The organism is Paracoccus ravus, from assembly GCF_004522175.1.
Lineage (GTDB): Bacteria > Pseudomonadota > Alphaproteobacteria > Rhodobacterales > Rhodobacteraceae > Paracoccus > Paracoccus ravus.
Map to the genome: position 1 here is coordinate 275,982 of NZ_SDEB01000002.1, position 13,032 is coordinate 289,013.

Annotated in this window: 18 protein-coding genes; 2 read left to right on the forward strand and 16 right to left on the reverse strand. The window is 64.0% G+C overall.

What is annotated here, in order from left to right; translation table 11 throughout:
- The first annotated feature begins 149 nt into the window (after window positions 1–149).
- Window positions 150–926, forward strand: coding sequence for a 23S rRNA (adenine(2030)-N(6))-methyltransferase RlmJ (locus ESZ60_RS03210; protein WP_134678961.1), 777 nt, complete (start codon window positions 150–152; stop codon window positions 924–926).
- Here ESZ60_RS03210 and ESZ60_RS03215 read toward each other — a convergent pair.
- Genes ESZ60_RS03215 through gatC form a run of 4 tightly spaced genes read right to left on the reverse strand, consistent with a single transcriptional unit; the run spans window position 911 to window position 3,894 of the window.
- Window positions 911–1,537 carry an N-acetylmuramoyl-L-alanine amidase gene (locus tag ESZ60_RS03215; RefSeq protein ID WP_134678962.1) on the reverse strand — a complete coding sequence of 209 codons (627 nt, stop codon included), beginning with the start codon at window positions 1,535–1,537 and terminating at the stop codon, window positions 911–913. The two genes, ESZ60_RS03210 and ESZ60_RS03215, sit on opposite strands and share 16 nt — an antisense overlap.
- Window positions 1,534–2,100: a hypothetical protein gene (locus tag ESZ60_RS03220; protein WP_134678963.1), complete on the reverse strand. Its 567-nt coding sequence runs from the start codon at window positions 2,098–2,100 to the stop codon at window positions 1,534–1,536. Before ESZ60_RS03220 ends, ESZ60_RS03215 begins: the two co-directional genes overlap by 4 nt.
- 25 nt (window positions 2,101–2,125) lie before the next feature.
- Entirely contained in the window at window positions 2,126–3,610 is a 1,485-nt protein-coding gene (gene gatA, locus ESZ60_RS03225; protein ID WP_134678964.1) for an Asp-tRNA(Asn)/Glu-tRNA(Gln) amidotransferase subunit GatA, read from the reverse strand.
- Window positions 3,607–3,894 carry an Asp-tRNA(Asn)/Glu-tRNA(Gln) amidotransferase subunit GatC gene (gene gatC, locus ESZ60_RS03230; RefSeq protein ID WP_134678965.1) on the reverse strand — a complete coding sequence of 96 codons (288 nt, stop codon included), beginning with the start codon at window positions 3,892–3,894 and terminating at the stop codon, window positions 3,607–3,609. The genes gatA and gatC overlap by 4 nt, the downstream gene beginning before the upstream one ends.
- A gap of 139 nt (window positions 3,895–4,033) precedes the next feature.
- Between gatC and ESZ60_RS03235 the strand changes: the two genes are divergently transcribed.
- Window positions 4,034–4,726 carry a metal-dependent hydrolase gene (locus tag ESZ60_RS03235; RefSeq protein WP_134678966.1) on the forward strand — a complete coding sequence of 231 codons (693 nt, stop codon included), beginning with the start codon at window positions 4,034–4,036 and terminating at the stop codon, window positions 4,724–4,726.
- Window positions 4,727–4,781: 55 nt separating this feature from the next.
- On the opposite strand, the gene ESZ60_RS03240 is transcribed toward ESZ60_RS03235, so the two are convergent.
- From ESZ60_RS03240 to ESZ60_RS03295, 12 genes are all read right to left on the reverse strand, one after another.
- Complete coding sequence (locus tag ESZ60_RS03240) at window positions 4,782–5,051, reverse strand: hypothetical protein (RefSeq protein WP_134678967.1); 270 nt, start codon at window positions 5,049–5,051, stop codon at window positions 4,782–4,784.
- Window positions 5,052–5,065: 14 nt separating this feature from the next.
- The gene (locus ESZ60_RS03245; protein WP_134678968.1) at window positions 5,066–5,845 is read right to left on the reverse strand and encodes a succinate dehydrogenase iron-sulfur subunit; all 780 of its coding nucleotides are present in this window, start codon (window positions 5,843–5,845) and stop codon (window positions 5,066–5,068) included.
- Window positions 5,846–5,909: 64 nt separating this feature from the next.
- Window positions 5,910–6,224 carry a hypothetical protein gene (locus ESZ60_RS03250; protein ID WP_134678969.1) on the reverse strand — a complete coding sequence of 105 codons (315 nt, stop codon included), beginning with the start codon at window positions 6,222–6,224 and terminating at the stop codon, window positions 5,910–5,912.
- On the reverse strand, window positions 6,224–6,583 hold the full coding sequence (locus ESZ60_RS03255; RefSeq protein ID WP_134678970.1) for a hypothetical protein: 360 nt from the start codon (window positions 6,581–6,583) through the stop codon (window positions 6,224–6,226). Before ESZ60_RS03255 ends, ESZ60_RS03250 begins: the two co-directional genes overlap by 1 nt.
- Window positions 6,583–8,385, reverse strand: coding sequence for a succinate dehydrogenase flavoprotein subunit (gene sdhA / locus ESZ60_RS03260; protein ID WP_134678971.1), 1,803 nt, complete (start codon window positions 8,383–8,385; stop codon window positions 6,583–6,585). The genes ESZ60_RS03255 and sdhA overlap by 1 nt, the downstream gene beginning before the upstream one ends.
- 8 nt (window positions 8,386–8,393) lie before the next feature.
- Window positions 8,394–8,783 (reverse strand): succinate dehydrogenase, hydrophobic membrane anchor protein, encoded by a 390-nt coding sequence (locus tag ESZ60_RS03265; RefSeq protein ID WP_134678972.1) that lies wholly within the window; start codon window positions 8,781–8,783, stop codon window positions 8,394–8,396.
- 14 nt (window positions 8,784–8,797) lie between these two features.
- Window positions 8,798–9,190 carry a succinate dehydrogenase, cytochrome b556 subunit gene (gene sdhC, locus ESZ60_RS03270; RefSeq protein ID WP_134678973.1) on the reverse strand — a complete coding sequence of 131 codons (393 nt, stop codon included), beginning with the start codon at window positions 9,188–9,190 and terminating at the stop codon, window positions 8,798–8,800.
- A gap of 264 nt (window positions 9,191–9,454) precedes the next feature.
- The gene (locus tag ESZ60_RS03275; RefSeq protein ID WP_134678974.1) at window positions 9,455–10,489 is read right to left on the reverse strand and encodes a MaoC family dehydratase; all 1,035 of its coding nucleotides are present in this window, start codon (window positions 10,487–10,489) and stop codon (window positions 9,455–9,457) included.
- Complete coding sequence (locus ESZ60_RS03280; RefSeq protein WP_134678975.1) at window positions 10,486–10,692, reverse strand: DUF1737 domain-containing protein; 207 nt, start codon at window positions 10,690–10,692, stop codon at window positions 10,486–10,488. Before ESZ60_RS03280 ends, ESZ60_RS03275 begins: the two co-directional genes overlap by 4 nt.
- A gap of 1 nt (window position 10,693) precedes the next feature.
- On the reverse strand, window positions 10,694–11,245 hold the full coding sequence (locus ESZ60_RS03285) for an NnrU family protein (protein WP_134678976.1): 552 nt from the start codon (window positions 11,243–11,245) through the stop codon (window positions 10,694–10,696).
- A gap of 42 nt (window positions 11,246–11,287) precedes the next feature.
- The gene (locus ESZ60_RS03290; RefSeq protein WP_134678977.1) at window positions 11,288–12,127 is read right to left on the reverse strand and encodes an HpcH/HpaI aldolase/citrate lyase family protein; all 840 of its coding nucleotides are present in this window, start codon (window positions 12,125–12,127) and stop codon (window positions 11,288–11,290) included.
- 79 nt (window positions 12,128–12,206) lie between these two features.
- Window positions 12,207–12,941, reverse strand: a complete 735-nt coding sequence (locus tag ESZ60_RS03295) for a sulfite exporter TauE/SafE family protein (protein ID WP_134679015.1) — start codon at window positions 12,939–12,941, stop codon at window positions 12,207–12,209.
- Between the last annotated feature and the right edge of the window lie 91 nt (window positions 12,942–13,032).

Sequence of the window (13,032 nt, forward strand, 5' to 3'; positions counted from 1 at the left end):
GGATCGCGGCACATGGCTCCTCCTCCCTGCCATTGCCGCACCCATACGCGGCCCCTCCTCCTCCCTGGGCCGGCGTTACGCGGCGGTGCCCTCCTCCTCCCTGGGCGCCGCCGCTTTTCATTTCAGCCCAACGCAGGTATTCGCGGGACATGTTGTCCTATCAGCACGCCTATCACGCCGGGAATCTCGCCGATCTGCAGAAGCACGCGCTTCTGGCATGGATGCTGGATTACCTGACCGCCAAGCCCAAGCCCCTGACCTATCTGGAAACCCATGCCGGGCGTGGTCTTTACGACCTTGCCGGGCCGGAATCCGAAAAGACCGGAGAGGCCCGCGCCGGCATCACCCGCGCGCTTTCCGAGGACTGGCTGCCCGAGGATCACCCGCTTTGTCAGGCGCTGGACCAGATCCGCGCCATGCACGGGCCGAATGCCTATCCCGGCTCGCCACTGATCGCGCGTTATTTCCTGCGCCCCGAGGACAATGCCCATCTGGCCGAGTTGCACCCGACCGAGCATGAGGCCCTGTCGCAAGTCGGCGGCTTTGCCCACCTGCACAAGCAGGACGGCTTTGCGATGGCTCAGGCAATCTGCCCGCCGACGCCGCGCCGCGGCCTTTTGCTGATCGACCCAAGCTATGAGGTGAAGGACGAATATGACGCCATTCCGCGCCAGATCGCCAAGCTCGCGCGGAAATGGAACGTTGGCGTCATCGCGCTGTGGTATCCGATCCTGACCGATCTGCGGCATGTGCCCATGCTCATGGCCCTGCAGCAGAACCACCCCGAGGCATTGCTCTCGGAGGTCCGCTTCCCGCCCGCCCGTCCGGGACATGGCATGGTCGGCTCGGGGATGTTCGTGATCAACCCGCCTTACGGGCTCGCGGATGAGGCCCGCCGGATCAAGGCGCTTTATTCCGGCCTGTAGGCCAAAGCGGCGGCCAGCCTGCGATCCTCGGGATGCTCCTCGCCCTTGCCCCAAGGGCGAAAGCGCAGCCGAAAGGCGCTGAGCGCCGCCGGGCTTTCCGGATAGCCGATCCGGGCGAGGCTTGCGCCCAAGGGCAGATCCGCCCCCTCGCCCGGCCAGAGGGCAAGTCCCTGAAGCGCCAGACGTTTCCAGTCGAAGCGCGGTCCGGGATCAATCTTTCGATCCGGGGCCATGTCGGAATGGGCGATCACCGCATCGGCAGAGATGCCCCAGCGCAGCATAACTCCGCGCAAAAGCACCTCGAGCGCCTTCATCTGCGGTTCGGGAAAGGGGCGGTCGCCGGGATTGACCAACTCGATGCCGATCGAGCGCGAATTCACATCCGTGCGGCCCTGCCAGCTTCCCGCGCCCGCATGCCAAGCGCGGCGGTCCTCGGGGACGAGGGCTTCCGTCAGCCCATCCTCATGGATCAGCCAATGCGCCGAGACCTCGGATGCGGGATCGCATAGTCTCGCACGGGCCGAGGGGCCATCCACCATGCCGGTGTAATGCAAAACGACCAGTTCGGGTTTTTGCCCGCGCCGGTCGCCGTGATTGGGAGAAAGGCTCAAAGCCCGTTCTGCTGCCTGACCGGGCGCGGGTCCCATCCACAGACGAAGCCGTCGCCATCCGGGTCCATGCCGCCCGGATCAAGCACCGGCCCGCCCTTGGCGATGAAACCGCGCTGCGCCGCATCGCGCGACGGATAGGTGCTGCAGAGACGCGCCGCCTGTGCGACCGAGCCGCCCGTGCGCCTGTAAAGCGAGGTGCCGGGGTCCTGCCGCTCTTCATAGGCGTATTTGACCAGAACAGGCGTCGTTCCGGCATAGGCTCCGGTGGTGGCGACCGGGGCCGCCGTCACCTTTTGATCGACCACGACCACTTTCGGCGGCGTGGTCGATTTCGGCGTCGCGCCGATATCCAGAACGCTCGGCGCATTCGCGGGCAATTCCACCGGAATCGCCTGCGGTACCGGACCCTGCCCAACCAGCGCGAGTTCGCGCTGCTTGGAATAGGTCGCATAGGAGGTCCCGTTGCGGATCGCGCTGTAATTCGGGTTCCAACCCGAATTCTCGCCGCAACCCATCAGCGTCAGGACCGGGGCCAGAACGGCCAGAGTCATCAGTCGTTGCATCACGCGCCCTCCAATTCCGGGCTGCTTACCACCAGCGCGCCGGTTTTGCGGTAAATCCTGCCGCAGTTTCCAGCGATTGCGCAAGGTTCAACAGCCCGCCCTCGTCCCAAGGACGCCCGATGAGTTGCATTCCAAGCGGCATTCCCTGCCGATCAAGCCCCATCGGCACAGAAATCCCCGGAAGACCGGCCAAGTTCAGGGTCACGGTGAAGACGTCGTTGAGATACATCTCGACCGGATTGCCCTTGTTGGCCGATCCCAGCGGGAAGGCGGCGCTGGGGGTCGTCGGCGCGAGAATCGCATCCACGCCCGAGGCATAGGCCTGATCGAAGTCGCGCTTGATCAACGCACGGACCTTGCGGGCGCGGTTGTAATAGGCGTCGTAGAAGCCCGCCGACAGCACATAGGTGCCGATCATCACGCGGCGCTGCACCTCGGGGCCGAAGCCCTCGGCGCGGGTCTTTTCATACATCTCGACCACGCCATCGCCAGCGCCCAGCTTGGCGCGGCGGCCATAGCGCACACCGTCATAGCGCGCGAGGTTCGAGGACGCCTCGGCCGGTGCGATGACGTAATAGGCCGGAAGGGCGTATTTCGCATGCGGCAGGCTGATATCAACCACCTCGGCACCGGCATCGCGCAGCATCTCGGCAGTGCGGTTCCAGAGCCTGTCGATCTCATCCGACAGCCCGTCGATGCGGTATTCGCGCGGAATACCGATCTTTTTGCCGCGGATGTCGCCGGTCAGGGCGGCTTCGTAATCCGGCACCGGGCGGTCGGCGCTGGTGGAGTCTTTCGCATCGACCGAGGCCATCGCGCCCAGCATGATCGCCGCGTCGCGCACGGTCTTGGTGATCGGGCCAGCCTGATCCAGCGAGGAAGCATAGGCGATCACGCCCCAGCGGCTGACGCGGCCATAGGTCGGGCGCAGGCCCACCGTGCCGGTGAAGGCGGCGGGCTGGCGGATCGAGCCGCCGGTATCGGTGGCGGTCGCGCCAAGGCACAGATCTGCGGCCACCGCAGCAGCCGAACCGCCCGAGGAACCGCCGGCGGTGCGCTCGACGCCGTCGCCCAGCTTCCACGGATTGACCGTCGCGCCATAAACGCTGTTCTCGGTCGAAGAACCCATGCCGAACTCATCTTGGTTCAGCTTGCCGAGCATGACCGCGCCCTGATCCCAAAGGTTCTGGGTCACGGTCGATTCATATTGCGGCAGGAAGCCTTCAAGGATGCGGCTGGCCGACTGGCTGGGCACACCCTTGACGCAGAAAAGATCCTTCACACCGACCGGAATCCCGGTCATCGGCGCGGCATTGCCTGCCTTGATGCGGGCGTCGGCGGCAGCCGCCATCTCGCGCGCCATGTCGGGCGTGTTATGGACAAAGGCGTTCAGCGCGCCGGATGCGTCGATCGCCGAGATGCAGGCCTCGGTCAACTCGACGGCGGTGGTCTCGCCCTTGGCCAAGGCGTCGCGCGCCCCGGCAATGGTCAGTTTGTTCAGATCGCTCATTCCACCACCTTCGGCACGGCAAAGAAGCCCTCGCGCGCATCGGGCGCGTTCTTCAGGACGAGGTCCTGCTGTTCGCCGTCGGTGACGACATCCGCGCGCCGTTTCAGGCGCATGGGCTCGACGCCGGTCATGGGCTCGACGCCCTCGACATCAACCTCGTTCAGCTGTTCCATGAAATGCAGGATGCCGTTCAGGTCCTGCGCCAAGGCCGGCAGGTCCGCATCAGCAACCGCGATGCGCGCCAGATGCGCGACCTTGCGGGCTTCGTCCTCTGTGATCGACATGGGGGCTCCTTTTCGCTTGGGGCGGGTTTACCCCCCGCGCCGGGTCGGGGCAAGCGCCGCTGGCCGGGTCGCTACGGGAACTTTACGGCCTGCAAGGGGCTTGGCAGGATGCGGCCGCGCAGCAAAGGAGCCCTTCCCCATGAAATTGACCTGGCTTGGCCATTCCGGCTTCCGTCTCGAGATCGAGGATGCCGTGATCCTTATCGACCCCTGGCTTGTCGGCAATCCCGCTTTCCCGACCGAGCGCCGCGACGAGGCCATTGCCGGCGCGACCCATGTCCTCTTGACCCACGGCCATGGCGACCATGCTGGAGACACGATCAGCATCGCACGCGAATTGAAGATCCCCGTGGTCGGCATCTACGACCTGATCAGCACCTGGCAGACCCATCAATCCATTCAGGGCATCGGTTTCAACAAGGGCGGGACGGTCGATCTGAACGGGGCCAAGGTGACGATGGTCAATGCCAGCCATTCCTCATCGATCGAAGGCAATGAAGGCCCGATCTATGCCGGCCACGAATCCGGCTACATGATCGCGGGCGAGGGTCATGTGATCTATGTCTCGGGCGATACCGACATCATGGCCGACATGGCTTGGATGGGGGAATATCACCAGCCCGATATCGGCATTCTTTGCGCGGGTGGGCATTTCACGATGGACATGAAGCGCGCGGCTTGGGCAGCGAATAAATATTTCAACTTCAAGACCGTGATTCCCTGCCATTACAAGACCTTTCCACTGCTGGAACAGTCGGCCGAGGCGCTGAAATCCGGGCTTCCGGGCGTCGACGTGATCGAACCCGAGGTGATGGAGGCGATCATTTTCTGAAATGACAAAGCGCGGCTCAGGGCCGCGCTGCGTCAATTCTCGCTTTTGCCAAAGATCAGGCGGCGAGGCGCTCTTCGGCTTCCAGCGGCATCGGCTCGAAGCTGAAATAGCCATACATCTGCTCAAGCACCGCTTGGGCTTCAATGGCTGCTTTCTCGTTCACGCGGTTCAGGGGCGTGACTTTGTTCGTCTCGGGGGCGTTCATCTCGGGCAACTCCGGATCGGATAACAACACTTCTGGATTGCTCTCGATATAGGGCCGCGAAGCAGTCTGAGCCAGTGCTGCATCGCGGCAAATCATGGGTTTGGCCGTCATACCGGCCATGCCCTCAGGTCAGATCAAACGACCCGCTCGACCATCATGTGCTTGATCGAAGCGATTGCCTTGGCCGGGTTCAGGCCTTTCGGGCAGGTGTTCGTGCAGTTCATGATCGTGTGGCAGCGATAGAGCTTGAAGGGATCTTCCAGCGCATCCAGACGCTCGGCCGTGGCTTCATCGCGCGAGTCGATGATCCAGCGATAGGCGTGCAGCAGCGCCGCCGGCCCGAGATAGCGGTCGCCGTTCCACCAGTAGCTCGGGCAGGAGGTCGAGCAGGAGGCGCACATCACGCATTCATAGAGGCCGTCGAGTTTCTTGCGATCCTCGATCGACTGGCGCCACTCCTTGCCCGGGGTCGGCGATTCGGTGATCAGATAAGGGTTCACCGAGGCGTGCTGGGCATAGAAATGGGTCAGGTCAGGGATCAGGTCCTTGACCACCGGCATATGCGGCAGCGGGTAGATGTTCACGTCCTTGCCGGTGACTTCGTCGATGCCGAAGATGCAGGCGAGGCGGTTGCCGCCGTCGATGTTCATCGCGCAGGAACCGCAGATCCCCTCACGGCACGAGCGGCGGAAGGTCAGGGTCGGGTCGATCTCGTTCTTGATCTTGATCAGCGCGTCCAGGACCATCGGACCGCATTTGTCGAGGTCGATGAAATAGGTGTCGATGCGCGGGTTCTCCCCGGTATCGGGGTCCCAGCGATAGATGTTGAAGCGGCGGACATTCTTGCCCTCGGGCTTCGGCCATGTCTTGCCGACCCGCATGCGGCTGTTCTTGGGAAGGGTAAGTTGGACCATTGGGTAACTCCTGGTGGTCAGACCGCCGTCATGCGGTAGGCTGGTAGCTTGGCCGAATGCGACATCACGCGCTCCAGCCCGGTTGTTCATTCAGCGGCCTGCCGGGTGGCAGGCCCGAGCGGCGTCGGACGCAGGCCTCGAACACATCAGCGGGATTGCGGCCCATGATGTAATCCGAGGACAGTTCGATCCCGACATAGCCGCCGCGATAGCCGTCCGACCCGATCCCGAGGCCGATCTCGGAACGGGGCCGCACGGCGTCTCGCGCATCGCGAAGGCAGATCATTTCGGCCTCTTCGACCGAAACCGGCGCGGTCGCGCAGGCAGCCAAGCCCAAGAAAAGGCCAAGGACCACCGTCAGCGCGCCGCGCCCTGCCATCAGGCCGCCGTCTTGGCCGCCGCAGCCGCGCCCGCGATGCATTGCGTCGTGGTCGGACGGCTGACGATCGAGGCGACCGCGCCGCTGGCCCCTGCATCGCCCGCATCGGCGATCCCGGCAAGTTCGGCCGTGGTCGCGTTCTGCATGACGCAATCGGTATAGGGCGCGACATTGGCACCGGGCAGGCGCTTGGCCATCTCGCGGTTGATCACCAGACGCGCGCTGGAGCGCACCGCCGCATCCGGGTTCGGAGCAGGCGGCTGGATCTGCGGCACGGGGGCCGGCGCAGTGGGCGGGCCTTGCACCACGCAGCCCGAAAGGGCCAGCGCGGCAACGGTCAAGACTAAGGAAAGACGCATCAATAAACCCTCGCTTTGGGTGCGATCTTCTTGAGATCGATCCCGCCCTCATCCAGCGTGGTCAGAGGCTCGAGGTGGACGGGCCGATAGGCCAGTTTAACATCGTTGCCTTCGATCCATGCAAGCGAGTGCTTCCGCCAGGTGGCGTCATCCCGCTCGGGCCAGTCTTCATGGGCATGGGCGCCGCGGCTTTCCTTGCGTGCCTCGGCGGCGACGATGGTCGCCAGAGCGTTCGGCATCAGGTTGGTCAGTTCCAGCGTCTCCATGAGGTCGCTGTTCCAGATCAGGCTGCGGTCGGTGACTTTCAGGTCGTCGAGCTTGGCGGCGATGACCTTCATCTTCTCCATGCCCTCGGCCAGCGTCTTGTCGGTGCGGAAGACGGCGGCGTCGGCCTGCATGGTCTTCTGCATCTCAAGGCGCAGTTCGGCGGTCGAGGTCGAACCATTCGCATTGCGGATGCGGTCGAAACGCTCAAGGGCCTTCTCGACCGAGGCGACATTGGTCGAGGGGATCGGCGCGGCGCGGTCGACGACCTCGCCCGCGCGGATCGCGGCGGCGCGGCCGAAGACCACGAGGTCGATCAGCGAGTTCGAACCGAGGCGGTTCGCCCCGTGCACCGAGGCGCAACCGGCCTCGCCCACGGCCATCAGGCCCGGGAAGACGGCGTCCGGCTGTTCCTCGGTCGGGTTCAGCACCTCGCCCCAGTAGTTGGTCGGAATGCCGCCCATGTTGTAGTGCACGGTCGGGATGACCGGGATCGGCTCGCGGGTGACATCGACACCGGCGAAGATGCGGGCCGATTCCGAGATGCCCGGCAGGCGCTCCGCGAGCGTCTCCGGCGGCAGGTGCATCAGGTTCAGGAAGATGTGGTCCTTTTCCGGGCCCACGCCACGGCCTTCGCGGATCTCCATGGTCATGCAGCGCGAGACGACGTCGCGCGAGGCCAGATCCTTGTAGGTCGGGGCATAGCGTTCCATGAAACGCTCGCCTTCCGAGTTGGTCAGGTAGCCGCCTTCGCCGCGCGCACCCTCGGTGATCAGGCAGCCCGAACCGTAGATGCCGGTCGGGTGGAACTGCACGAATTCCATGTCCTGCAGCGGCAGGCCCGCGCGGGCCACCATGCCGCCACCGTCGCCGGTGCAGGTATGGGCCGAGGTCGCCGAGAAATAGGCGCGGCCATAACCGCCAGTGGCCAGAACGACCATCTTGGCATTGAAGACGTGGATGGTGCCGTCATCGAGCTTCCAGCAGACCACCCCGGTGCATTTGCCGTCGGTCACGATCAGGTCGAGGGCGAAATACTCGATGAAGAACTCGGCCTTCTCCTTCAGCGAACGCCCGTAGAGCGTGTGCAGGATGGCGTGGCCGGTGCGGTCGGCGGCGGCGCAGGTGCGCTGCACCGGCGGGCCTTCGCCATATTCGGTGGTGTGGCCGCCGAAGGGACGCTGGTAGATCTTGCCCTCTTCGGTGCGCGAGAACGGCACGCCGTAATGCTCAAGCTCATAGACCGCCTTGGGGGCCTCACGCGCGAGGTATTCCATCGCGTCGGTATCGCCCAGCCAGTCCGACCCCTTGACGGTGTCGTACATGTGCCATTGCCAGCTGTCCGGGCCCATGTTCGACAGCGAAGCGGCGATGCCGCCCTGCGCCGCAACGGTATGCGAGCGGGTCGGGAAGACCTTGGTCACGCAGGCCGTGCGCAGGCCCTGCTCGGCCATGCCCAGCGTCGCGCGCAGACCGGCTCCGCCGGCGCCCACGACAACCACGTCATAATCGTGTGTTTCGTATTTGTAAGCAGCCATGGGGAACCTCAAAGAACGACAATCGCGCCCAGACCCATGCGGGCCAGCGCGTAAACGGCGGTGGCGATGACCGCCCAGCCGAAGATGACGGAAAAGATGACCGCGCCCTTGCGGGTGGCACCCTGGAAGTAGTCATCGATCATGATGCGCGTGCCCTTGATGAAGTGCAGCATCCCCACGATGACGAAAAGACCGGTGATGAGCGCCGGAAGCGGGCGGCCGAAATAGGCCAGCAGCAATTCGCGCGGCAGTCCAATGGCGCAGGCGATGGTGATCATGAACAGGGGCGTCAGGATCGCCAGCGCGACGGCGCTCATGGTCATGTACCAATGATGCTGCGTGCCCTCATGGGAGGCGCCCAGACCGACAGCGGATTTGCGGGGAGTGATGTAACGCATGATGCCGCCTTTCCTCAGAACACGAAGAAGATGATCAGGGTCAGCACGGCCAGCGCGACCGAGCCGCCGATCAGCAGTTGGCTGGATTTCTGCGCTTGATCAATTTCAAAGCCATAGCCCGCGTCATAGCAAAGGTGACGGATGCCCGCGAGCATATGATACCACAGCGCCCACATCGAGCCGGTCAGGATGATGAACCCGATCCAGGACCGCATTACCCAGTCGGCACAGGCGAAAGCGCCCGGCGAAGCGACGGCGGCGGCAAGCCACCAGACGATCAGGACGATGCCGGCAACCAGGGCATGACCGGTGATCCGGGTCATGATCGAGGTGACGGCGGCGAGTGGCAGGCGGTAAACCTGCAGATGGGGTGACAGCGGCCGGTTGCCCCGGTTGACGTCAGCCATGATGCGCTCTCCTGCGTTCAGGGGCCTGGCTCGCGCGGCGGCTGGCGGCGAGGGCTGGCCGAGAATTTGGCACTGCTAATAGTCGTTTTGATCGGACTGTCACGGGGTGATGCTGGGTCAAACTCGGAACCGGCGCAAAATCTCGGGTTTGTGATCACAGCGTGACGGCATGTGATCACGGCGATTGGCGCGTGTTCCCTATGGTTGCGGTATCAATGGGATGGGCCGAAAATACCTGACGATTCCACATTGGTTTTTAGCCCATCACAGGGGGACCAGCGCCCAGTAATCCAGATCGAGCAGGACATCCTGCGCATATTTCCCGTCCGCGCCGCGTAAGGTCTGCGTCCCCGCCGCGCCCTTATGCGCAACCAGCCGCAGACGCAGCGCACCGATGCCCGGCGCATCGGTTTCGGCCTTGTCGAGCACCTCAGACCACGCCCGGATCGTGTCGCCCGCAAAACAGGGATTGGCATGGGCCCCTGCGTTCAGGGCCACGATCATCTGCGCATTGGCCAGCCCGTTGAAGGACAAAGCCCGCGCCATGCTGATGACATGGCCGCCATAGATCAGCCGCCGCCCATCCTCGCGGAAGGTGGCGTCGAAATGCACCTTAGCGGTGTTCTGCCAAAGCCGCGTCGCCAGCATATGCTCGGCCTCTTCGACGGTGACGCCATCGACATGGTCGATAATCTCGCCAATGGCGTAATCGCCCCAGCGATGCGGCTCTCCGGCCAGTTCGAAATCATACTCCGAGAAATCGAGGCCATCGGGAACGACGAGGTTCTCGGGCGCGACAGAAGGGGCCAGTTCGGGAACCTGCGGCTCGGGCGCAGGGCTGGCGGCGTCGCGTTTGCGCACCATTACCCAGCGGATATAGTCGAGTACCGGCTCATTCATCTGATTCAGGCCGACCGTGCGGACCCAGACCACGCCGGATTGCCCGTTCGAGTTTTCCTTGAGGCCGATCACTTGGGATTCGGCCCGCAAAGTGTCGCCGGGCATGACCGGACGCAGCCAGCGCCCCTCGGCATAGCCCAGATTGGCGACCGCATTCACACTGATATCCGGGACCGTTTTGCCAAAGACGACATGGAAAGCCAGCAGATCGTCGATCGGGCTGCTTTCCAGCCCGCAACCCGCCGCGAACTCATCCGAGGAATAAAGCGCGTGCCGGGCCGGATAAAGCGCGTGGTAAAGCGCGCGCTCGCCCTCGGCTATGGTGCGCGGCACGGCATGGCGGATCACCTGCCCGACTTCGTAATCCTCGAAGAAACGTCCGGGATTGGTTTTGCTCATTGCTGGCCCAGCTTCATCTCGGGGTGATATTCGGCCTCGATCTCTTTCGTGACGGCTTGGGCGCAGCGCATGACGCCGCGCGCCGCGTCAAAAGCCATCGAGGGGTCGCCATGCAATTCCCAGCCCTTGGACAGCGCGAGGCTGACCTTATGGCAGAAGTCCGAAGTGTCATCTTCGGTCAGCAGGCGGTAGATCTTGGGCATGTCAGGCTCCGAAAGGGTTATAGCCAAGGGCTTTGTGGATCATCCCCACGACCAGCATCACGAGGATCGCGCCAGCGACAGCCATGACCTCACGCTTCGCCGGGAAGGGACCGGCAGGCGGGGTCCAGCTTGGTTCAGCGCGGTTGATCGCAGCCATCTCGACCAGCGCCCAGACGAAAAGGCCACCGAACAGGATGAAGCTCGGCAGGTCGCCATTGGGCAAAAGATGGGCCAGCGCCCAAAGCGAAAAGCCGGTCAACTGCGGGTGGCGAATGCGGCTGGTGATGCGGGTCTTCATGCCTGCGGCAGCGAAAAGATAGAAGGCCGCCAGCACCAGAAGGTTATTGATGCCCTTCAGCGGTGCCGAAGGCCCCCACCAATATGGCCCATCCGACATGCGATAGCCAATGATCATCAGAAGGACCGAGACGCCAAGCGCCGCGGCCACCATGCCCTTGCCCTTCTCGCCCATTTCGGCGCGGCGGGCGGGCTGCAGGCGCTTGAAAAGATGGGCGCCCCAGAACAAGGCAACGCCAAGGATCAGGATCAACATCTGGCTTTTCCCTTGCTGGATGCTTTCGGGATCAGACTGGACCTAGCCCGCCAGCCGCGCAATGGCCTCGGCCTTAGCGAGGGTGGCGCGGGCGGTCGCGACATGCAGGTTTTCGACAATCCGGCCATCGACGACCGCGACGCCCTTACCCTGCGCCTTGGCCTCGTCGAAGGCCTCGATCTGGCGGCGGGCCAGCGCCACCTCATCCTCGGAGGGGCCGAAGACCGCATTGGCAATGGCAAGCTGCGCCGGGTGGATCAGGGTCTTGCCGTCAAAGCCCATATCGCGGCCCTGTTCGCATTCGAAGCGCAGACCGTCTTCGTCCTTAAAGGCGTTGAAGACCCCGTCCACGATCACCAGCCCATGCAGCCGCGCCGCGAGCAGGCAAAGCCCCAAACCCGCCATCATCGGCGCGCGGTCAGGACGGAAGCGGGCGTTCAACTCCCTGGCAAGGTCATTCGTCCCCATCACCATGCCATGCAGCCGGGGATGAGCGGCGATTTCGGCGGCGTTCAGCATACCCTCGGCGGTTTCCATCATCGCCCAGAGCGGCGTCTCGGGGATCAGATCGGCCACGCGGTCCAGATCGGCGGCGCGGCTGACCTTGGGGACCAGCACCGCATCCGCCCCTTGCGCGAAGGCGCGGGCATCCCCCTCGCCCCATTCAGTATCGAGGCCGTTCATCCTCACGATCCGCGCCCGTCCGCCGTAATCGGCCAGAAGCGCCTGGGCCAGCAGATCGCGGGCCGGCACTTTTTCGCCCGGCGAGACCGCGTCCTCGAGGTCGAAGATGATCGCATCGGCAGGCAGGCCTTGGGCCTTTTCCATTGCACGGACATTCGAGGCGGGGATGTAAAGCACAGAGCGATAGGGTCGGGTCATGCTGGCCTCACGTAACAATATTGCGCGACGCTGCACGCAAAGGACGCGAATCGCAAGCGCCTTTCGCCGCACTGCGGCGTCAGAAGGCCTGCCAGATCAATCGCAGCGAGACGAGCATCAGCGCCCAAGTGATGAACTTGTAAAAGACCGTCGCAGGCATGCGGCGGATGATCCAGAGCCCGCAGACCACGCCAATGATCCCCGGCAGCATCAACACCGCCGCGACCGCAAGGTTATGCGCAGAAAGCTGCCCCAGAAAGGCATAGGGAATCAGTTTCACCGCATTGCAGATGGCGAAGAACACCGTCGTCGTGCCCGCAAAGACCATCGGCTCAAGCCGCAGCGGCTGGGCATAGACCTGATAGGGTGGCGCGCCGGAATGCGAGACGAAACTGGTATAGCCCGACAGCAGGCCCCAGAAGCTGCCCGCCGCCAGATGCGGCGCGCGAGCAGCGGCGCGACTTGGCGCGCGCAGCAAGGCGTTCAGCGCAAAAATCAGCCCGATCGCGCCCACGATCAGGCCGATATAGCGTTCGTCGACCAGATGTGCCGTGGCCCAGCCCAGTCCGATGCCCGCGATCGCCCCCGGCAGCAGACTGGCCAGGGTCCGCCGGTCGAAACTGCGGCGAAAGGCGATCAGCCCCCCGATATCCGAGACGACATAGACCGGAAGCATGATCCCCGCCGCCTGCACAGGCGACATCACCAGCGACATGAGCGGGACCGAGATGACCCCGACCATCGCAAGCCCGCCCTTGGCGAGACCAACCGCAAAGGCGGCGATGATGCCCAAGCCCCAGCCCCAGAGATCCAGTCCCATTCTCACCCTCACCCCTGCCGCAAACCGACCTAGGCCAGACCCGAGGGCGATGCAATCTCGGCCTGCGCACCGGCTGCTAACGCTA